The following is an 18,833-nucleotide window of genomic DNA, read 5'->3' as shown; positions in this document are numbered from 1 at the left end:
ATCGCCCTGGTGGGGCTCGTCCTCGCGCACGGTCGTCCTCGGATTCTCGGCCGCGGTCTCCTCGGTGACATACCGGCCGGTCTCGGCGGAGCGATAGCTTTTCTCGGCCACGGCGTCCTCCTCGAACTCGCGCACAGCTCCCCAATGGAACCGTGCGGTTCTGTTTCGGATACCGCAGAACACGGCCGCGAAACTTTCCTATCCCGGTCGAACTACGCCGACGCGCAACGGTGCTGCCAACGCAGCTCGATACGCCACCCATCGCGTCGGCTGTCCGCCGACACGGCGCTGACCGCGCACCGGGGATCCGGGGGATCGAACCGGCGACCTGTATTGCCGCTGGTCGCGCGGCGAGTAATGGCGATTGCCGTCCCTCCCGGGAGGTAGCCCGACCCCCTACCAGGGTTGGATGGGGTCTCGCTGGGTTTGGTTCTAGCGTTGCCTGCGTGACGATCATCCGGCGGCTGGGCCTCGACTTCGCATATACGTTCTTGGGATTGCCCCTCGCATTGGTCAGTTTCAGCCTCCTTGTGTCCCTTTTCGCGGCGAGCATCGGCACAGCGGTGATCTTCATCGGGATTCCGCTGCTCGCGTTGACGCTGCTGCTCGCACGCGGTTTCGCCGATATCGAGCGCGTACGCCTTCTGCAGTTGACGGGCAGGGCGGTGCCAAGGCCTCGGTACGCCGAGGCACCGGAGGGAGCGGGGTGGTTCCGTCGGATCACCGCACCGATCGGGCAGGGGCAGAGTTGGTTGGATCTGTTGTACGCCGTCGTCAACCTACCGATCGCGATCATCACGTTCGTGCTGCCGATCGTGTGGTGGGCAATGACATTGGGCGGATTGACGTACTGGTTTTGGGGCAGGTTCATTCCCTATGGCGACAGCCACGACATCGTCATCGAGACGATCATGGGCGCGGACACCGCCCACAACCGGACAGTCTTCAACACGATCGTCGGTGCCGTAGCGCTGCTCACCCTGTACCTCGTCCAGCGGGGCAGCGCCGCCCTGCAGGCCACCTTCGCGCAGACCCTGCTCACCCGGCTCGCCGTCATTCAGGGACGCGTTCAGGATCCGGACACCAGCCGGGCGGCGGCCGCCTCCGTGGAGTCCACCGCGCTGCGCTCGTAGGCGGTGGTCGTGCCGAGGCGCGAGACCTGGGTCGCGGTGGCTGATGGCGCGGTGCTGGGGTTGCTGATCCTCGCTGAAGCGGAACTGGAGCAGTTGTACTTGGAGCCGTCCTCCCTCCCCAGCCGTGCGGAACTGGCCGATTCGGTTGAGGCGGGCTTCGAACGAAGGCCAGTCGTATCCGCTTCGGCACCAGCCAAAGTCGCACCCGCGGACGGTGTGACATCAACACGAGCGGGAATCGTCAGGATCAATGTTCGTGTTGATAACTGTTTGAGCCCGAACGCTCGGAGTGCACCTTGCGGCCGAATATGCGCCGCCGGGCTCGTTCGAACGCGGTCAATAGGACCAGTGTGGGCGCTCGGGCAGTTGTTCGGGACTGTTCCGAATCGGTTGGCCGAACCCGAAACTGGTGTGGCTGCGCGATTCGTGCTACTGCCGATGTGATCTCGGATCTGCGCCCCGGCCAGCGATCGGACGCCGATGCGCGCGGTGCGGTTCGGCCGGGCGATGCGTCGGAAGATCAACTGGCAGAGATCATCTCGGTGCAACAGTGGTGCGCCTCACGTTTTGGGCACGAGCGGAACGGTCGGTATGGCTTATAACGTTGAGGAATCGAAACGGTAACGATGCGAGCAGAACGGGATGATGAGCGAAGACCAGAAAGGCAAATCAGACAAAAAGGACGGGATCAAACCGTCGCAGGTTCTCGCGGCAGCCTTGGCGGCGGTTACCGCGGCCTTTCTGGGATCGACGCTGGGGGTGGCGGGCACCGTGGCGGGGGCCGGGATCGCGAGCGTGGTGTCCTCGGTGGGTGGCGAGCTGTATCTGCGGTCGCTGCGCAAGACGAAGGAAGCGGCGCTGGCGCTGACGGAAGCGAGTACCCGGCAGCAGGCCGAGTCGGCCCAGCCGACGCGGCAGATGCCCGGGCAGCGCACGGACAGCATTCATCCGGCCGCGCCGGGCTGGGCGGGACGTCCGAATGACAGGCCGGCCGGAGCGGGTCCCGGGTATCAAGGCCCGTGGCGGCCTCCGGGCAACAGGCCAGTGGCCGGTGGTGGACGGTTCGTCGACGAGGAACGCACCGTGATGCTTCCCCAGCTGAATTCCCAGTCGCCGGTTATGAGTACCGCAACCGGCAAAGCGCAGCCGCGCCGCCGGTACAGCCTGCACTGGCCGCTGATCATCGGAACCAGCGTGGCGGCCTTCGTCATCGCGATCCTGGCGATCACCGGCTTCGAGGGCGTCACCGGGAAGGCGATCTCGGGCGACCATGTCACCACCGTCGGCCACCTGTGGGACGGCGTGAGCGGCCAGCCCGACAAGTCCCCGGCGAGCAAGGACGACCAGAACGTCCAGACCAGCGAGAGCCGGGTGCCGACGAGCACGACCCCGCAGAACGGAAGCGACGGAACCAAACAGCCGACGACGACACCGTCGACCAGCGCGCCCAAGTCGTCGACACCGTCGACGAGCACGCCGAGCTCATCGACACCGTCGACGAGCGTGCCCAAGTCGTCCGCACCATCGACGAGCACGCCGGAGTCGTCGCACGCACCGCGGACCCAGAACCCCCAGCCCAGTAGCGGCAACAACGCCCCGGGCGGGGGGAACCAACGCCCCGGCTCGAATGGGGGTTTCTAGACCAGAAACGGGCAGCGCCAACCAGTTTGTTCTCGTGGTGTTCGGAACGGATTGGTTGGCGCCCTGGGCGTTCGGCGGATCGGCGGCGTCAGGCGCAGCAGTCGCAATCGTGGGCCGATGCGCCCGGTTTCCCGGATGTCGGTGTGGGGCAGCAGGTTTCGCCGTGCCAGGCGTTGATGCCCTCCCTGATGGCGATGGCGGCGATGATCAGGGCGGCGATCGGGTCGGCCCAGGACCAGCCGAACAGGGTGTTGAGCAGGAGGCCGATCAGGAGGACGGCCGACAGGTAGGTGCACAGGAGGGTTTGTTTGGAGTCGGCTACCGCTGAGGCGGAGCCGATTTCGCGGCCCGCGCGACGCTGGAGCCAGGACAGGATCGGCATGATGGCGAGGCTGGCCGCGGCCAGCGCGATGCCGATGGGGGAGTGGCGGGCCTCGCCGATGCCCAGCAGGGCGCGGATCGAGTCGACGGTCACGTAGGCGGCGAGGGCGAAGAACGAGAACGCGATGATTCGCAGGGCGATGTGTTCGCGCTTCTGGGGATCCCGGCCGGAGAACTGCCAGGCGACCGCGGCGGCCGAGGACACCTCGATCACCGAGTCCAGGCCGAAGCCGATGAGTGCGGTGGACGAGACGCGGGTGCCCTCGGTGAGGGCGACGATCGCCTCGATGACGTTGTAGGTGATGGTCGCCGCGACGAACCAGCGGATCCGGCGGGCGAGGATCGCGCGGCGGTGTGGTGACGGCCCCGCGGTGGTTGCCGAGAACCGGGAGGGTCCGTGGGCTGTCGAGAGCGCGGACGAGGGGAGGGATGGCATTCCCAATGGTTGCGACATCAGCAGCACTCCTGGGTGTCGGAGTCCGGGCAGCACGCGGGATCGACCGCCAGCACCAGCCCGGTGAGGTCGTCGAGCGCGCGAGCGATGCGCGGGTCGGCCAGTTCGTAGCGCGAGCGACGCCCCTCCGGGACCGCGACCACCAGGCCGCAACCACGCAGGCAGGCAAGGTGATTCGACAGGATCTGCCGCGACACGCCGATCTGCTCGGCCAGCTCCGAGGGATAGCCCGGCGCTCGACGCAGGCTCAGCAGGATCTGGGTGCGGGTCGGGTCGGAGAGGGCGTGGCCGAAGCGGGCCAGCGCGTCACGGTGCAGGACGGCTTCCACGCCTCTGACAGTACATCGATTTCTGTATTCAGAAAAGGGTGAATAGTTCGGTTGGGCGTTCGACCGCGTGGTTTGCCATACTGCTGGCTTTGCAGGTTCGAAGAGGGGAGTGGCGCGTGGGTGCCGGGCAGGACTTCGAGGCGATCTTTCGGGTCTTCGATCAGGACGGGAGCGGGTGCGTCGATCGGAGCGAGCTCGAGGCCATGCTGCGGGCGCTCGGCGGGTCGGGCGAGGGCGATGTCGAACGGGTGCTGGCCGAGATGGATCTCGATCGCAATGGCACGCTGACGTTCTCGGAGTTCGCGAAGGTGTGCGAGCAGCTGTTGTCGTGAGATTCGCTCGGCCGCAGGCGGTTCGATCAGGGGTGGTCGAACCGGCCGGTGGTGAGGTCGGTGGTGAAGGCGTCCGATTCAGGCGTGGATCGTTCGATGCCTACGAGGCGAACTCCCTTGCGATCGTCAGAATCAAATCTCTGGTCGGCCCCTCGTCCAACGTAATCCGCCGAATTGCCGGTATGGTCGCGCGGTACTTGGCGATCTGGTCCTCTGCGGTGATGTATGTGGAGCCGGTGTAGCCATCGAGGAACACGAGTGGAGGCGGGGTCAATCGCGAGTTCGCGAGCATAGAGAAAGTCAGGAAGTTGAACGAACCCGTGTTGACCGCAATAGGATTCGTCAAGCCGTGCGGGATGGCCCTGATGGTGACATTCGGCAGGTCGCCGACCTCGAGCAGGTGACGCAATTGGTCTTCCATCACTCTCGGGCCACCGACTGGTTGGCGTAGCACAGCCTCCGGCAGCCATGCCTCGAGCTCGAAGTTCGGGTCCGACAAGCGTTTCTGACGCTGCCGAAGGAGCGCGAGGACGTTCTCGACGTCGCTGGAAGACCGTTGTGGGATATCGGCCCACGCGAGTTCCCGCCGATAATCCTGCGCTTGGAGCAATCCGGGGATGAGATTGAGGTGTAGGTAGATGATGCTCCGGGCGGCCTCTTCGATCCGAAGGTAGTACTCGAAGTATCTCCGGATGTCTCCGCTGTATGAGCGCCAGCTGACATTCGCGACTGCCGCCCGCTCCTGGCGAACCTCATCCGCGAGCACCAGCAAACGCTGCCGCTCCTCATCGCTCGCCCCCAACTTGTCGCAGATCGCATTGATCAACATGCTCTGCACGTTCTGCTTCACTCCGTCCTCGAGTCGCCCCCACGTCTGCGGCGACATCTCGACCGCCTTCGCCATCGCGTACTCCGACAGCCCCGCCCGCTCGCGCAGCTTCTGCAACCGCCGCCCGAGCGTCAGGCTCGCAAGGATTGGACTCGCCATCGTTAGCCTCTCTCACGACTGGGATGAATTTTGGAAAGGGTCAACCTGGAAACTCTGTCGAATCACGGCAGTCGGACTCTCGAATAACTCCCGCCCCGCTGAGCCGAAGAGTATCACTACAGACAGTGAGTCGCTTCGAATTCGGTAATGGGAGGGAATGAAAGTGCCTGTGCCCTATGGACTTCCGGTGACCGACCACAATGCCGTCCCGGTGATGACCGTCGCCTACGCGCATCTGGTGATGCAGATGCACATCGATTGCCCAACCGGGCTGTGCCCGTTGAAGTCTCAGGCCAGGTTTTGCCTGGTAGAGGCCGGTCGCATGGTCCCCGCGGACCTTCCGAAAATGGGATTCTGAGATGAAAAGTACGCAACCAATGAGCATTTTTCACCGCATACCCGGCCATGCCATGTCGCCGGAACGCATGCATCTGGAAGTGCGCCACGAGCGCCATGCCGACTGCACGCTGGGGACGTGCGATATGAAGCGCTTCTGCTGGATTCGGCTCGTCGAATTGGGGCATCCGCATCCGGGAGATTCGCCGTCGGAGTGCCCGCGGTGCCGAACCGCCGCCTGACGCGGCCGCGTCGTTCGCCGTACAAACGGCCGCCGCACGATAGAACGGTGGGCCATGTGGGCTCACAAGTATTCGGCGGCGGTCGTCGGCGCGCTCGTGGCCGTCGCGGTGGCAGGCGGCCCGGTCGCGGCCGATCCGATTGGGGCGAAGGTGATCGCGGAGCAGTCGCTGGGCGGTTCGCTCTCGCATATCGACGTGTACTCGCCCTCGATGCGGCGGGTGGTGAAGAACCGCGTGCTACGCGCCAAACACGGTCCCGCGCCGACGCTGTACCTGCTCACGGGGGCGGGCGGCGGGACCGACGGCATCTCCTGGTGGGACGACACCGATGTGCGAAAGTTCTTCGCCGACAAGCATGTCAATGTGGTGATGCCGATCGGCGGGGCGTTCAGCCTCTACACCGATTGGCAGACCGACGATCCCGTGCTGGGCCGCAATCGGTGGCAGACCTACTTCACCCGGGAGCTGCCCGCGGTGGTGGACACCCACCTGGGCACGACGGGGCGCAATGCGATCGCGGGGGTGTCGATGAGCGCGGGGTCCGCCATCGACCTCGCCATCCAGGCGCCCGAGCTGTATCGCGCGGTCGCGGCCTACAGCGGCTGTCCCTGGGCGGCGGATCCGACGGGGGTCGTTTTGATCGGCGCGCAGGTGATCCGCGGCGGCGGGAATCCGTTGAACATGTGGGGCATTCCGGGCGGCGAGACCTGGCGAGCGCACGATGCCTTCGCCCGCGCCGGAGTACTGGCCGGAAAGTCCATCTACCTGTCCGCGGCCACCGGTATCCCGGGCCGGATCGACGAGGGCGGCTTGCCGTTCCCTCCGGTCGAGACGATCGCGGACCTGTGCACCGCGGCCTTCGCGCTGCGCCTGGCACACCTCGGCATTCCCGCCACCCATGTGGCCCGCCGTGAGGGAGCGCACACCTGGGGACTGTTCGAAACCGATCTGCACGACTCCTGGCCGCAGCTGGCCGAGGCGCTGGAGGCCTGAGGCCGCGAAATTGGGGTGTGTACTAGCGATCCGGTCGCGGTACACCGGGATAGTGAGGCCTTCAAAGTATTTCGCGGCAATGGTAAGCGTGGTGGTGAGCACGGTCGTCGCGTCCGGCCTGGTACCCGGGTCGGCCGCGGCGGCCCCGCCGGGAGCTCGGGTGGTGGCGGCCGAACCGATCGGCGATTCCGCCGAACGGATCGATGTCTACTCACCCGCGATGGACAAGGTCATCAGTAGCAGGGTGATTCGCGCGGCAGGCGGCGGTCCCGCGCCCACCCTGTATCTGCTCACCGGCATCGGCGGTGGGGCCGACGGCATTTCCTGGTGGGACGACACCGATGTGCGAGAGTTCTTCGCCGACAAGCATGTCAACGTGGTGATGCCGATCGGCGGGGCGTACAGCATGTACACCGACTGGATCGCCGACGATCCGGTACTCGGCCGTAATCGCTGGCAGACCTTCTTCACCCGGGAACTTCCTGCGGTGCTCGACGAGCGGCTGAACGCCACCGGGCGCAATGCGATAGCGGGGGTGTCGATGAGCGCCGCCTCGGCCATCGACCTCGCCATCCAGGCGCCCGATCGATACAGCGCGGTGGCCGCGTACAGCGGGTGTCCGTGGACCTCGAATCCGACGGGGGTGGCGATGATCACGGCACAGGTGGTGCGCGGCGGCGGCAATCCGCTCAATATGTGGGGTGTGCCGGGTAGCGAAACCTGGCGTGCCCATGACGCTTTCGCGCACGCCGGTGCGCTGGCGGGTAAGACCGTGTACCTGTCGGCCGCCTCGGGCGTGCCCGGTGCCACCGATCGGGGCGGGCTGGTCTTCCCGCCGGTGGAGGCGCTCGCGAACTCCTGCACCACCTCCTTCGCCACCCGGCTGAGCCAGCTGCGCATCCCGGCGACCCACGTGGTGCGGCCGGAGGGTGCGCACACCTGGGGCCTGTTCCAGACCGATCTGCACGAATCCTGGCCACAGCTGGCCCAGGCCATCGGGGCCTGAGATGGATAGTTCCGAACGGTAATTTCCATCACAGGCCATTGAATAGCTGCATGATTGCTTGTTTCATCGAGGGACCCTGTTGTGCGAATGGTGGGTGCCTCGTGAAAGCAATACGTGCGGCCGTTCTCCCGGCGTTCCTGACGGCCCTGGTGGGCACCTCGGGGGTTGTTCACGCTCAGCCGCCCGCCGAGATGACCTATACCGCGAAGGTCTCCGGTGATTCGGTGATCCTGGACATCGACTCCGGGACGCTGTCCGTTGCCAACGGGCAGTTGCAGATCCGGGACCCGGGCGGGGCGCTGGTCGGCGGCATTCCGCTCGGCTATGAGCGTGCGGGTATGCGCTGGCCGGTTGCCGCGAGCGTCGACGGGCGCACCGCGCGGCTCACGCCGAGCACCGATCCGGCGGCCGCGGTGCCCGCGCCCATCCCGGCGCTGACGCAGGTCGACCTGAATCCGGAATCGGACCAGTTCAACGACGCGCTCTCGCACTTCTCCACCCAGGTCGGGGTCGGCGCGGCGCTGGGCGGGCTGATCGGCACGGTCGTGGGTGCGGGCATCGGATGTGTGCTCGGCGGTGTCGTCGCGGGTACGACGGCCGCGATTCCGACGATCGGGTTGCTCGCGGTGCCCGGATTTCTGGGTGGCTGCCTCATCACGGCCGCCGCGGCCGCGGCCATCGGCGGGGTGGTCGGCACCATCGCCATCGGTGTGCCGGTCGCCATCGCGGCGGGCATTCTGCTGTTCGATACGGTCGAACAGCCGCCCGCTCCCGCGACGGAGTAATCGCGCGGCGGACCGTTGAATGGACCGAGGGCTACCGGTCGCGCGCCTTTCCCGATAGAAATATCGGGAAGGGAGGGCAATCATGACCCGTTATTGGCCCCTGCGGAAGGGGACGTTCACCATCGGTTCGCCATTCGGCCCGCGCGCGGGCGGATTTCATGCCGGACAAGACTTTCCGGCGCCGGATGGGACGCCGATCCACGCCTGCGCCGCGGGGACGATCATCCATCTCGGCGCGGCTGCCGGATATGGGCAGTGGATCGTCATCGACCATCCCGCGGCGGAGGGCGGCGGCGTGTCCGAATACGGGCATATGTGGGATGCGCGGGCGACCGGGCTGTCGGTCGGCGACTGGGTCGAGGCCGGGCAGGTGATCGGCTATGTCGGCAACAATGGGCAGTCGTCGGGTCCGCATCTGCATCTGAGCGTCATGCCGTACGGATACGACCCCGCGGCCAAGGTCGATCCCCTGTCGTGGCTGCGCGGGGCCGGCTATCCGGGCGGGTTCCTGTGGGCGCTCGGCGACGACGAACAGCGCGAACTGCTGGATCGGACGCGGCAGGTCTGGGAGCAGCTGCGCGGGCCCGAGGGCCGGGGCTGGCCGCAGTTGGGGCGCGGTGCGCGGGGCGAGGATCTGAGCTTCGTCGACGCGCTGGCGGAGGTGTCGCGAGCGGCGCGCTCGCGTGGCGCAACCCCTAACGCGCAGATTTGATCATGGGGTCCCGGTTGGTGTAGGGGAAATCCGCTGCCCAGCAGCGGGTTTCATCCTATGACATGCGAAATACATTCCACCGCACGGAATTTAGTGATCCGGACAACAGCCGGACGTGCTTCCATCTGATGGCATGAACGCCATACACAGAGGGGCGGCCCGAATCACCGCCCTAGCGGTGGTCGGCCTGGTGGCGCCACTTCTCGTCGCCGGACCCGGAGCGAATGCGAAGGGACCGCTGACCGGGATCGGTGATCCGGTCTTCCCCAATATCGGCAGTCCCCTCTACGACGTCTCCAACTACAGCATCGACCTGAAGTACGAGCCGTCCTCGGGCCGGCTGTCCGGGACGACCACGGTCACGGCCAAGGCCAAGAAGGATCTCCAGGCCGGTTCGGCGATCGGTTTCGACTTCCTGCTGCAGACCCAGTCGGTGCTGATCGAGAACAAGCCCGCCAAGTACGCGCTGGGCAACGACAAGCTCGCCGTGACGATGCCGCTGAACCTGAAGACCGGCGATCAGTTCACCGCGGTCGTGGCCTACAACGACATTCCCTCGCGGGTGGCGAACGCCGCGGGCGCGCGCAACTTCGTGGAGAACGCCAACGGCGCGCTGATCTCGAGTGAGCCGTTCTCGGCCGAGTGGTGGTATCCGAGCAACGACCATCCGACCGACAAGGCCACCTACGCGGTGTCGGTGCTCGCGCCCGCGGATATGGACGTGCTGTCCAATGGCGTGGAAACCAGTGTGACGCAAAACATTCCGGGCTGGAAGCGGCACAACTGGCTGAGCAAGTCGCCGCAGATCACCTACGCCAGCTATCTGGCGATCGGCAAGTACGAGCGCGGCGGCCAGAACAGCGGCTCGCCGAATCGGCCGAATATCACCGCGTACGCGAAGGATCTGGATCCGACCGTGCGTGCCAACGCCAAGTCGAGCATCGAGCGGACGCCGGAGATCACCGACTGGCTGGCGAGCGTGCTGACGCCGTATCCGTTCGAATCCACCGGCGGTGTCGTGGACGCGAAGATGGGCGGTTACGCGCTGGAGACCCAGACGATTCCGACCTACACCGACGGATTCTTCAAGCGCGGCAAGAACGATTCGGTGGTCGTGCACGAGATGGCGCATCAGTGGTTCGGCGACTCCACCTCGGTGGCCACCTGGAAGGACGGCTGGCTCAACGAGGGCTTCGCCAGCTACATGGAGTACCTGTGGTCGGAGAAGAACGGTACGGGCACCGCGGCGGAGATCGCCGACTACGGCTACGAAACCTCCACCCGAATCGACTGGAATGTGGTGCTCACCGATCCGGGCCCGGCGAAGGTCCTGCCCGCCGAGCTGTATTCGCGTGGGGCGATGGCGATTCAGGCCTTCCGCAGTGCGCTCGGGGACGACGACATGTTCTTCCGGGTGCTGCGGGAATGGTTGACCAAGACCAAGTTCAGCAACGGGAAGGTGTCGGACTTCATCGACACCGCCAACGCGGTGACCGGGCGCAGCACCAACCTGCTGTTCAAGACCTGGTTGACCGATAAGGGCAAGCCCGCCTACCGGCCGAGCGAGGCGACCTTCGACGGCAGCCGCAGCCCGGCGCCGCGGACCATGGCTCCCACAGCCAAGCCGAAGGTGTGGGACGACCTGTACGCGGTCGCGACCAAGCGGCAGTAATCCGGAGCGCTGGGGCCGGGTCCGTGGACAACGCGGGCCCGGCTCTTTCATGATGTGGCGGTGCTGAGAATGTTCGTCTGGTACGAGGTGCTGGCCGACCTGATTTCCGGTGCGGTGCTGTCGCTTTCGTCCAGGCCCGCGCAGCGGCGAGCGCTGATGTCGGGTGCGGATCGGCTCGCGGCGGTGGACGATCTGTTGCGGTATCTGTCGCCGCAGGTGCTCGCCAGTCCGCGCTTCGCGACCACCGATGTCTGCTGGGCGGGCAGCGGATCGAGGCCGGGCAGACGGTGCTGTTCTGCCTGGCCTCGGCCAACCATGACGACGAGATGTTCTCCACCCCCGAGGAATTGGATCTGCGGCGTAGGCCGAATCCGCATCTGGCGCTCGGCGACGGGCCGCGCACCTGCCTCGGCACCGCGCTGGTCCGGCCGGTGACCGGGCCGTACTGGCCGAGGTCTACACGCTGTGGCCGGACCTGCGGGTGCTCGAGGAGGAGCGGAATATCGTCTGGCGCTCGGGTTTCCGCCATCGCGGCCCGCTCGCCCTCCCGGTCGGGGTCTAGAAGCCGCAGAGGGCGTCGACCCGATCGCGGGCCTCGGCGACAGCGTGCTCGTCCAGGATGGCGACGACCTGGTCGTCGGGGGCCGAGGCGGCACGGTTCAGCTGGACCACATCCTCCTCGAGAGCCGTCTTCAGCGGGCCCGGGTCCGCCTCGGCGGCGGCAGCGGCCAGCTTGGCCGCGACCTCCGCGAGCGCCTGCTTGATATCGGCCATCTCGCTACCGGCCGCCAGCGAGTCGCCCATCTCGATGCTCGCCTGCAGTACCGCGTCGCAGGTGACCTGGTCGCTCACCGCGTGCGCGGGGGCGCTCACCGCGGCGGCGCACCCGATCGCGAGGCTGGCCGCCAGTACCGCGAAAACCGTTCTGTACATGAAATCCCTCATCCATCCGTGCTGATGCCGAAGGATTTGTATCAGTCGCTGTGTGCGATCACAAGGCAGTGATCTTGGTTGATCAGTCCGGTGGCTCGCCGGAGCCCTCGGCGGTGTCGGTGGCCGGTTCGGGCTGGCGGTTCTGCGCGTCCGCCTGGTCGCGCCGATCCTCGGACGTCCGGTCGCGGTCCGGCTTGATCGGCACCTCGTCGCTGTATTCCGCGTAGTCCTGTGGGTTGGTCACGTGGCGAGAGTTTCCGATCGCGGGCGGGTGAAACCGATCGCACTAGGGTCTGTCTCTCCATGATTCGAGCCGTTCAACGACTGGAGCCAGAAACGAATCCGGCACGGTAGGTAGTCGCGAGCTTGTCGTAGCGCGTGGCCACTGCCCGCCTGTGCTTGACCTGGTTGAAAGCACGCCCCCGACGACGGCGAATCGCGGCGGAGGAACGCTGATGATCGAAGCTTTCGAAATGGGTGAACCTATGGCGTACTGAATCTGTTGACGGGGTGGCCGCGTTGTCACAATGGTTTAGATGAAATAGACCTGTGGCCGATATTTTCGATCTTACACAAAGAGTAGCGTTAGGTAGGTCGATGCCGTCCATGCGCTGAGCAGAGCACGTTTCGGAATCGGAGAGATCAATTCGAGCAGATTCTGCGATCGGCGTCCTAGGGTGATCGCGGGTTGCGATGAAGCAGCAATGGGGGCATCGGTTCAAACAAAGTCCGACACGGACCCTGAAGGATTGATTCGATCATGCACATGCGCAAAAACGCCCTTCCGCGCAAATTCCTGAATACTGCCCTGCTCTCCCTTCTGTTGTCTGCCGCCGCGCTGGCCCCCACGATCCCTGCCGCGAGTGCCAGCGACCTCGCTTCGAAGACGACTGCGTCCAATACAGCGCAACCAGATGGCGAGGCCCTTCCGGCGGACGCGGCGCCACTGCCCGGAACTTGTGGCGACGAGTTCAAACCAATTGTTGGCGGCGATGCGTGGGCCTACTGGAAACTGACATGCAGCGGCGGTTGGATAACTATGTCCGGCTGGGTGGACGACCTCAATGCGGACGGCAAATGCGCCTATGTGAGAGGCGAATTCAATGACAAAACTTTCGTCGCCAAAAACTGCCCTGCTACTAGCCCCAAGACAAACTTCAGCTGGTCCCGCCCCGGTAGGTTCGCGAATGGGTACCTGTATGTGCGGTAGTGCATTTCTGACCGCCAACAAGCGGGCGAACCCGGCTCCGAGGTGATTACTTGCAGCGCAACATATTACGGGCATGCGAGGCAGAATGGCATGCAATATGAAGCGAAACCCTTTATGTCGCAATCTTTTAGACCAACAGATCCATTGAAGGAGTCACAAAGTGCGCAAATACCAGGTCCGCAAAACTCTCGGGCTCGCGATACTCGGGCTCGCTCTCGCTGCACCCCTTGGTGCCCCTGCGCAGGCAACCCCGCCGGACGCACCGCCCGCGCCGGCGGAGTGCCCCGCGGAATTCCACCCCAGTACCACCGGCGGTGAGGCTGCATGGACAGTGGAGTGCTCCGGATCGAAAGTGTATGTGGATGGCTGGGTGAAAGATACCAAGGCCGATGGAAAGTGCGCCCGCATCAAGGCGTTCATAGGCAACTCGGGCAGACGCGAAGCAAAGGCGTGTCCCAAGGGGACCACAACACAGTTCCACTGGTCGGGTGACGGCCGTTCGGCCAGGGTCTATCTCTACATCTCGTAGGTCTTCCACTCTTCAGTACGTTTCGGTAGGTCTGCGACAGCGGCGAGCGCTCCGGCGTCGGATCCGGCACCGGAGCGCTCGTGCAGGCGGCGCAGATCGAAGTCTCCGGATTCGTCCTGGCCCTCGACGTCGGATGGTTCAAAGCAATGGGAGATACGCGCTAGCCGATGCCCCGAGCGTGCAGGGTCTTGACAGTGGGGGAGTTGGGGGTGGTCGCGGGGTCGGGGTGGGTGCGCAGGACGCGGTCGGCGGTGCCGGAGGTGGTGACGGTGAACCAGTAGTGCTCGTTCTTGAAGTGGTGCAGCCGGTGGTTGCGGCGCACGGCCTTGAACAGGCGGGTGGTCGGCTGATAGTCGGTGTGGACGAGGTAGTGGGTCCATTCGTAGTTCAGGCCGAGCACGCCGAGCGCGACGAGGAAGGTCAGGCCCAGGCCGGGGCGTGGAAAGGCCAGCAGCGCAAGCAGAATCAGCGCCGGGAGCAGCCACAGGAAGGTCTGCCAGGGGATGAACACCAGCGGCACGTCGCGCGGATCGGCGTGATGCTCCCGATGCTTGCGGGCCAGTAGCGAGTCGATGGTGAGCGGTCCGATCCGGCGCGGCTTCCAATGCAGTACGCAGACGTGGATCACCCATTCGGCGAAGGGGAACAGCGCCAGCATGATCAGCGGGACCAGCGCATCGGTGAGTTGCCAGTCGCCCACCGCGATCCGTGCCGCCAGTGCTCCGGCGAGCAGTCCGGCGATGATCCACGGAGAGGGTCGCCGCACGAAGACGGCGAAGGCGTCGGTGAGCGAAAGCTGCTGGCGTCGAACGCGATCCACCGCGTCCGCCGCGGCCAGGCGGGCCTGTGCCTTCCTGTCGACCTCGGCCTCGCGGTCCCGGTGTGCCCTGATTCGAGCGCTGATGTCCATCGGTGTACCTCCTGAAAATGCGCGCCGCGCTCACTGCTACGTGGCCTCGAGGTTGCTCATCACCGCGGCGAATTCCGTTGCGGCGGCGGACAAGAGCTCCTCGGCGGCCCGGCGTGCCGCGGTGCCGTCGCCCGCGGCCACGACCTCGGCCAGGGCGCGGTAGCGGTCGATGCGGGTGACCTCGGCGGCCATGACCTGGGCGAGGGCGGCCATGGTCGGTTCGTAGACCGTGCGCAGGTTGTTGAACAACAGGCGCAGGACGATGGACTCGGCGGCGTCGACCAAGAGCTCCCAGAAGTCCAGGGCCGCCCACTGCTGAGAGATCGGGTCCTGTTGGGCGGCAAGGGCTTCGACCGCCGCGCGCAGCGGTTCGGCGATGCGTGCGCCGGTGCGCTCGGCGGCGAGGGCGGCGACCTCGCGGCCCATCGTCGAACGGGTCTCGAGAATGCTGCGGACCACCGCGGTGTCCAGGCGGCCCTTGCGCACGATCAGCCGCGGCAGCATGTCCAGTCCGGCGGAACGGCGGAAATCGCGGACCGTCGTCGCCCCGCCCTGGCGCACCTCGACCAGGCCCGCATGCGACAGCCGCTGTAGCGCCTCGCGCACGGTCGGGCGCGATACGCCCAGCGTCTCGGCCAGCTGCCGCTCGGCGGGCAGGGTCGCTCCGGCGGCCAGCTCGCCGTCGAGCACCTCGTCCACCAGCTGTTCGAACACGGTGTCGGGGACTGTTCGCCGGTCGATGCGCCGCAATGCCATGCGGCAACGGTAGGCCGTGAATTGGCCAGAGGTCAAGTGGTCAGACCAATCGGTCCCGGCGAAAGCTCTGACCTCGGTGACCGGGAGATGGGACAGTTGGTCGAGGCCGATGCATGGCCCCGACGGTCACGCTGGAGGAGGAGTGATGACGGTCCGGATGGTGGTCGACGCCTCGGTCTCCTGGGCGGAGGGCGAGCCGGTCGAACTTCTCGCGACACCACGCCCGGAATCGGGCACCCTGTCGACCGTCTTCGAGATCTCCGACGAAGCGGAGCTCGCGGGGACCCTGCAGCGGGCCCGTGATTGGTGTCAGGCCGAGGTGCGGCGGCAGAATCGGCGGCGCCGATATCCGCATCGGGCCGAGATCTCCGTGACCAAGCACGACGTCTTCGGTTGGCGCGACCGGGTGCTGTGCCAGTCCGGTCAGGTCCGGAATACGCGGACTGCCGACGGGGATTGGGTGGGATCGATCCGCTGGAGTGAGCCGACCGATCACACTGGCCGGCCGCTGGGCGAACCGCGGCCCGCCGCCCCGCCGGAGCGTGCCACCGGCCTGGGCCTGCCCGAGGGCTGGGAGGCGCGGGGCCTCGACGGGCCGCGGCCCGAAGCGTACTACCGTCGTCGGCTCGTATTGTCCGGTGAGAGCGAGGTTTTCGCGCCGGACGTTGTTGCCAGTTTCTGCTGCCCCGCCGGTGATCGGGAGACGATCAAATGGGGTGTGTACATCCCCAACCGGGGCGGCCAGATCGCCTACGGGACCGCGGAGTCCCCGGTCGAGGCCGCCGAGAAGACGCTCGAGCTCATCGACCGCTTCGAGCGGCTCTACCTGGAAACCGGGAATCTGGGGACGGCGGTGCAGGCGTTCCGGGCGGAGTCGCAGCAGCGCTCACCCGCCCGGGCGTCCAGGAAGTCGAGGTGAACGCTCAACTCCCAAGCCGACTACCGATCACTCCGCGATGCCCACGGCCAGCAGGCCCGCGGGCAGGGCATCCGCCTGGCCGGGGTAGATGATTCCGAGACCGACCATCCCGTCGGGAGATTCGGCTGCCTCGGCGACCACCTCGGAGAGATCGCCGACGTAGATCTCGTCGTCCTCCGCGTAGATTGCCGACATCGGCACGAGGAAGGCCGTTCCGTGGTCGCGCCACACTCCGTCCAGCATTGTCGGCACCGGGGAGTTGTGCAGTGCGACGGTCTCCGAGTGGTTCAGGTCCACGCCGTAGACACCGAGTTGCGGGTCGACCTCCAGAGTGAGCGCGGCGGCCTGGCCCGCCCCGGACGACACGGCGATCGCGGCCAAACCCGCCGCGATCCCCAGCGTCGCGGCGGCAGCACGAATACCCATGATGAAGAACTCCGATTTCCCTACACGCCAACAGGAATGGTGTCGGCTCCAGCCGCCTCACCGGTGGACGCGGCGCCTCAACTTAGCAAGAGGGGCGCAACCGTGCCCGTTTTGTCCGAGGTTGTCCCGCATGGGCTGCCGCACCCACCCGGAACCCGCTAGCCCGCCGACTCGAGCTGTTCGCGGAGGATGTCGCCGTGGCCCGCGTGCCTGGCGAACTCCTCGATCATGGCGAGCAGGGTCCATCGCATGCTGACCTCGCCCTCGCGGGGATTGACCAAGGTGTCGTCGAGGTCGAAGCGGGCGGCGATCTCTCGGGATCGCTGGCTGGCGCGCTCGAACTCGGCAATGACGTCGGTCAGCGACTCGTCGTCGGCGACGGCGAAGGTGCCCTCGTCGCGGCGGGAGTAGCCGTCGCATTCGGATTCGTCGAGTTCCGCCCAGAACCGTTGGAACCAAATCCGTTCCGCGGCGGCGGCATGTTTGATCAGGGAGATCGGTGTGGTCAGCGACGGGACGAGTCGTTGGCGAGCGGCCGTGTCGGACAGGCCGCGGACGGTCGCGATGAGCGCTGCGCGGTTGTGGTCGAGCGTGTTCTCGAGGAGAGCTCGTTCGGTTCCTTTGGTAATTCGGTTGGTGGTCATGGGAATTCACTCCATTCGGTGGTGTGGATGGCACGAAGCGACGGCACGGCAATGGGTCTCGGAAGAGATGAGGCGTCCGGCGTCCGGGAACGACCGGGAAAGAGGGGCACTCGCCGCGCGGAATCGCGGACCGAGCGCAGGCAATGCGGGCCTGCCGCCTACGCCAGTATGCCCTGGATTTCGCTTCCGGGCTACATGTCCGACCGCGGCCGAGACGGGTCTCGGTGCGACGCCGCCGCGAGGGCATCGGCTTCCGCGATCACGGCGGCGGCCGCCGCGGGAGCCGGTGCATGGGCGCGGGGGTCGCGGTTGGCTTCGCTACAACCAGAAGTTGTGGATGGTAGTGGGATTGGTTGTTTGATGTCGGTCGCCGCGCCTGATTGCATTCTCATGATCAATGCGGGATGGAGGATTATGGAGATCGGACTTACGCGTCTGATGGATGAGAAACTCGACGCGTATATCGAGGAGAGCCGACGGTGCAACGCGGCCTCGCAGCCTGTCGCCGGGCCGACCACCGTCGAGGAGCTCCGGCAGCTGCGGGAGCGGCGGGCGTCCGTTACGCCGTCGCGTACCAGGGCTGTCGAGCGCACCGCCGAGGTCGGCGATCGTCGGGTCCCGGTGCGGATCACCGCCCCCCAGGATGCCGACATCCGGGGCGCTTATCTCGATATCCACGCTGGCGGTTTCTATCTCGGCTCGGCGGCCGATGAGGATGTACGCAATGCACGCCTTGCCGACGCGCTCGGAGTAGCCGTGGTGAGCGTCGAATACCGACTGGCGCCGGAGCATCCATGGCCCGCTGCTCCCGACGACTGCGAAACCGCCGCACTCTGGCTCCTGGAACAGGCCGAGTCGTTGTTCGGAGCAACGGAATTGGCGATCGGCGGTGCATCGGCGGGGGCGACCCTGGTCATGACCACTCTGCGGCGGCTACGAGACCAGGGGCTGGCCGATCGGTTCGACGGTGCCGTCCTGCAGTTCGGCGCCTATGACCTCAGCGGGCGATCCCCGGGCGGCAGGCTGTATGCCGACGAGTTCTTCATCACGGCGTATGCCGGTCACGTCGCCGATCGGACCGACCCCGATATCTCTCCCCTCTATGGCGATCTCGCCGACCTGCCGCCGACGCTGCTGCTGGTCGGCGATCTCGATATCGTCCTCGAGGACAACCTGGCCATGGCGGCCCGGCTCGCGGCGGCGGGGAACGATGTGGACATCCGGGTGTACCCCGAGTCCGCGCACGCATTCACCTTCCGCCCTACCGGCATGGCCGCCGCCGCCCTTCGGGACGCCGAATCGTGGCTTGCGCGAAGGCTGTTCGGAAAGTGACGCGGCCGGTGATGGCGACCGGCCGCGTCGCGTGCCGGATGTGCTAGGCCGTGTCTCGAAGTGATGCAGCGGCTGTGAGATTGGTTGGCGGGCTGGGATTTTGATAGTGGTGAGGTCTCCGGTAGTTGGTTGATCGACCAAGATTCAACTGAACACCGGAGACCTCGTGA

At 66.1% G+C, this 18,833-nt stretch carries 22 protein-coding genes and 1 pseudogene; 14 read left to right on the top strand and 9 right to left on the bottom strand.

The annotated features are described in order from the left end of the window. The first annotated feature begins 446 nt into the window (after positions 1-446). Both NDR87_RS36840 and NDR87_RS36835 read left to right on the top strand, forming a co-directional pair. Complete coding sequence (locus NDR87_RS36840) at positions 447-1,133, top strand: sensor domain-containing protein (protein WP_251918900.1); 687 nt, start codon at positions 447-449, stop codon at positions 1,131-1,133. A 642-nt stretch (positions 1,134-1,775) separates the two neighbouring features. Further along, entirely contained in the window at positions 1,776-2,774 is a 999-nt protein-coding gene (locus tag NDR87_RS36835) for a hypothetical protein (RefSeq protein ID WP_251918897.1), read from the top strand. Positions 2,775-2,862: 88 nt separating this feature from the next. Here the strand turns inward: NDR87_RS36835 and NDR87_RS36830 are convergent, their stop codons facing one another. Both NDR87_RS36830 and NDR87_RS36825 read right to left on the bottom strand, forming a co-directional pair. Next, positions 2,863-3,609 carry a cation transporter gene (locus NDR87_RS36830; protein ID WP_251918895.1) on the bottom strand — a complete coding sequence of 249 codons (747 nt, stop codon included), beginning with the start codon at positions 3,607-3,609 and terminating at the stop codon, positions 2,863-2,865. Then, entirely contained in the window at positions 3,609-3,938 is a 330-nt protein-coding gene (locus NDR87_RS36825) for a metalloregulator ArsR/SmtB family transcription factor (RefSeq protein ID WP_251918893.1), read from the bottom strand. Before NDR87_RS36825 ends, NDR87_RS36830 begins: the two co-directional genes overlap by 1 nt. Positions 3,939-4,054: 116 nt before the next feature. Here NDR87_RS36825 and NDR87_RS36820 point away from each other — a divergent pair, with 116 nt between their 5' ends. Next, on the top strand, positions 4,055-4,270 hold the full coding sequence (locus tag NDR87_RS36820) for an EF-hand domain-containing protein (RefSeq protein ID WP_251918891.1): 216 nt from the start codon (positions 4,055-4,057) through the stop codon (positions 4,268-4,270). Between the two features lie 100 nt (positions 4,271-4,370). On the opposite strand, the gene NDR87_RS36815 is transcribed toward NDR87_RS36820, so the two are convergent. Beyond that, positions 4,371-5,258: a helix-turn-helix transcriptional regulator gene (locus NDR87_RS36815; protein WP_251918889.1), complete on the bottom strand. Its 888-nt coding sequence runs from the start codon at positions 5,256-5,258 to the stop codon at positions 4,371-4,373. Positions 5,259-5,421: 163 nt separating this feature from the next. Here NDR87_RS36815 and NDR87_RS36810 point away from each other — a divergent pair, with 163 nt between their 5' ends. From NDR87_RS36810 to NDR87_RS37995, 8 genes and pseudogenes are all read left to right on the top strand, one after another. After that, the gene (locus tag NDR87_RS36810; RefSeq protein WP_372494409.1) at positions 5,422-5,616 is read left to right on the top strand and encodes a hypothetical protein; all 195 of its coding nucleotides are present in this window, start codon (positions 5,422-5,424) and stop codon (positions 5,614-5,616) included. Between the two features lie 19 nt (positions 5,617-5,635). Continuing rightward, positions 5,636-5,836, top strand: a complete 201-nt coding sequence (locus NDR87_RS36805; protein ID WP_251918885.1) for a hypothetical protein — start codon at positions 5,636-5,638, stop codon at positions 5,834-5,836. 54 nt (positions 5,837-5,890) lie between these two features. Then, positions 5,891-6,829 (top strand): alpha/beta hydrolase family protein, encoded by a 939-nt coding sequence (locus NDR87_RS36800; protein ID WP_251918883.1) that lies wholly within the window; start codon positions 5,891-5,893, stop codon positions 6,827-6,829. Between the two features lie 79 nt (positions 6,830-6,908). Further along, the gene (locus tag NDR87_RS36795) at positions 6,909-7,835 is read left to right on the top strand and encodes an alpha/beta hydrolase family protein (protein WP_286014494.1); all 927 of its coding nucleotides are present in this window, start codon (positions 6,909-6,911) and stop codon (positions 7,833-7,835) included. 101 nt (positions 7,836-7,936) lie between these two features. Continuing rightward, positions 7,937-8,620: a hypothetical protein gene (locus tag NDR87_RS36790; protein WP_251918878.1), complete on the top strand. Its 684-nt coding sequence runs from the start codon at positions 7,937-7,939 to the stop codon at positions 8,618-8,620. Between the two features lie 82 nt (positions 8,621-8,702). After that, a complete protein-coding gene (locus NDR87_RS36785) occupies positions 8,703-9,332 on the top strand; it encodes a M23 family metallopeptidase (protein WP_251918876.1) in 630 nt (209 codons plus the stop codon). 133 nt (positions 9,333-9,465) lie between these two features. After that, positions 9,466-11,004: a M1 family metallopeptidase gene (locus tag NDR87_RS36780; RefSeq protein WP_251918874.1), complete on the top strand. Its 1,539-nt coding sequence runs from the start codon at positions 9,466-9,468 to the stop codon at positions 11,002-11,004. Between the two features lie 287 nt (positions 11,005-11,291). Further along, positions 11,292-11,366: pseudogene (locus NDR87_RS37995) on the top strand (hypothetical protein); the annotation flags it as partial. A gap of 196 nt (positions 11,367-11,562) precedes the next feature. Here NDR87_RS37995 and NDR87_RS36770 read toward each other — a convergent pair. Both NDR87_RS36770 and NDR87_RS36765 read right to left on the bottom strand, forming a co-directional pair. Beyond that, complete coding sequence (locus tag NDR87_RS36770; protein ID WP_251918870.1) at positions 11,563-11,937, bottom strand: hypothetical protein; 375 nt, start codon at positions 11,935-11,937, stop codon at positions 11,563-11,565. A gap of 82 nt (positions 11,938-12,019) precedes the next feature. After that, positions 12,020-12,181 carry a hypothetical protein gene (locus NDR87_RS36765; RefSeq protein ID WP_251918869.1) on the bottom strand — a complete coding sequence of 54 codons (162 nt, stop codon included), beginning with the start codon at positions 12,179-12,181 and terminating at the stop codon, positions 12,020-12,022. A 516-nt stretch (positions 12,182-12,697) separates the two neighbouring features. On the opposite strand from NDR87_RS36765, the gene NDR87_RS36760 reads away from it, so the two are divergent. Beyond that, positions 12,698-13,147, top strand: a complete 450-nt coding sequence (locus NDR87_RS36760) for a hypothetical protein (protein ID WP_251918867.1) — start codon at positions 12,698-12,700, stop codon at positions 13,145-13,147. Positions 13,148-13,836: 689 nt separating this feature from the next. On the opposite strand, the gene NDR87_RS36755 is transcribed toward NDR87_RS36760, so the two are convergent. Then, positions 13,837-14,514: a sterol desaturase family protein gene (locus tag NDR87_RS36755; protein WP_372494410.1), complete on the bottom strand. Its 678-nt coding sequence runs from the start codon at positions 14,512-14,514 to the stop codon at positions 13,837-13,839. 108 nt (positions 14,515-14,622) lie between these two features. Beyond that, positions 14,623-15,342 carry a FadR/GntR family transcriptional regulator gene (locus NDR87_RS36750; protein WP_251918862.1) on the bottom strand — a complete coding sequence of 240 codons (720 nt, stop codon included), beginning with the start codon at positions 15,340-15,342 and terminating at the stop codon, positions 14,623-14,625. 145 nt (positions 15,343-15,487) lie between these two features. Between NDR87_RS36750 and NDR87_RS36745 the strand changes: the two genes are divergently transcribed. Further along, positions 15,488-16,261, top strand: a complete 774-nt coding sequence (locus NDR87_RS36745; protein WP_251918860.1) for a hypothetical protein — start codon at positions 15,488-15,490, stop codon at positions 16,259-16,261. Positions 16,262-16,288: 27 nt separating this feature from the next. Here the strand turns inward: NDR87_RS36745 and NDR87_RS36740 are convergent, their stop codons facing one another. Together NDR87_RS36740 and NDR87_RS36735 are read right to left on the bottom strand one after the other, a co-directional pair. After that, positions 16,289-16,687: a hypothetical protein gene (locus tag NDR87_RS36740; protein ID WP_251918858.1), complete on the bottom strand. Its 399-nt coding sequence runs from the start codon at positions 16,685-16,687 to the stop codon at positions 16,289-16,291. A 158-nt stretch (positions 16,688-16,845) separates the two neighbouring features. Continuing rightward, entirely contained in the window at positions 16,846-17,331 is a 486-nt protein-coding gene (locus NDR87_RS36735; protein ID WP_251918856.1) for a DinB family protein, read from the bottom strand. Positions 17,332-17,745: 414 nt separating this feature from the next. Here NDR87_RS36735 and NDR87_RS36730 point away from each other — a divergent pair, with 414 nt between their 5' ends. Next, entirely contained in the window at positions 17,746-18,663 is a 918-nt protein-coding gene (locus tag NDR87_RS36730) for an alpha/beta hydrolase (RefSeq protein ID WP_251918902.1), read from the top strand. Positions 18,664-18,833: the final 170 nt, after the last annotated feature.

The sequence above is a fragment of the Nocardia sp. CDC159 genome, from assembly GCF_023740735.1.
GTDB lineage: Bacteria > Actinomycetota > Actinomycetes > Mycobacteriales > Mycobacteriaceae > Nocardia > Nocardia pulmonis.
Note: the sequence above shows the minus strand (reverse complement) of the source record. Positions and strands in the feature narration are given on the sequence as shown.

Coding starts and splice junctions, on each gene's coding strand:
- NDR87_RS36835 (WP_251918897.1), top strand. CDS start 1,776: ATGATGAGCGAAGACCAGAAAGGCAAATCAGACAAAAAGGACGGGATC.
- NDR87_RS36830 (WP_251918895.1), bottom strand. CDS start 3,609: ATGTCGCAACCATTGGGAATGCCATCCCTCCCCTCGTCCGCGCTCTCG.
- NDR87_RS36815 (WP_251918889.1), bottom strand. CDS start 5,258: ATGGCGAGTCCAATCCTTGCGAGCCTGACGCTCGGGCGGCGGTTGCAG.
- NDR87_RS36805 (WP_251918885.1), top strand. CDS start 5,636: ATGAGCATTTTTCACCGCATACCCGGCCATGCCATGTCGCCGGAACGC.
- NDR87_RS36800 (WP_251918883.1), top strand. CDS start 5,891: ATGTGGGCTCACAAGTATTCGGCGGCGGTCGTCGGCGCGCTCGTGGCC.
- NDR87_RS36795 (WP_286014494.1), top strand. CDS start 6,909: ATGGTAAGCGTGGTGGTGAGCACGGTCGTCGCGTCCGGCCTGGTACCC.
- NDR87_RS36785 (WP_251918876.1), top strand. CDS start 8,703: ATGACCCGTTATTGGCCCCTGCGGAAGGGGACGTTCACCATCGGTTCG.
- NDR87_RS36780 (WP_251918874.1), top strand. CDS start 9,466: ATGAACGCCATACACAGAGGGGCGGCCCGAATCACCGCCCTAGCGGTG.
- NDR87_RS36770 (WP_251918870.1), bottom strand. CDS start 11,937: ATGTACAGAACGGTTTTCGCGGTACTGGCGGCCAGCCTCGCGATCGGG.
- NDR87_RS36760 (WP_251918867.1), top strand. CDS start 12,698: ATGCACATGCGCAAAAACGCCCTTCCGCGCAAATTCCTGAATACTGCC.
- NDR87_RS36750 (WP_251918862.1), bottom strand. CDS start 15,342: ATGGCATTGCGGCGCATCGACCGGCGAACAGTCCCCGACACCGTGTTC.
- NDR87_RS36745 (WP_251918860.1), top strand. CDS start 15,488: ATGACGGTCCGGATGGTGGTCGACGCCTCGGTCTCCTGGGCGGAGGGC.
- NDR87_RS36740 (WP_251918858.1), bottom strand. CDS start 16,687: ATGGGTATTCGTGCTGCCGCCGCGACGCTGGGGATCGCGGCGGGTTTG.
- NDR87_RS36735 (WP_251918856.1), bottom strand. CDS start 17,331: ATGACCACCAACCGAATTACCAAAGGAACCGAACGAGCTCTCCTCGAG.
- NDR87_RS36730 (WP_251918902.1), top strand. CDS start 17,746: ATGGAGATCGGACTTACGCGTCTGATGGATGAGAAACTCGACGCGTAT.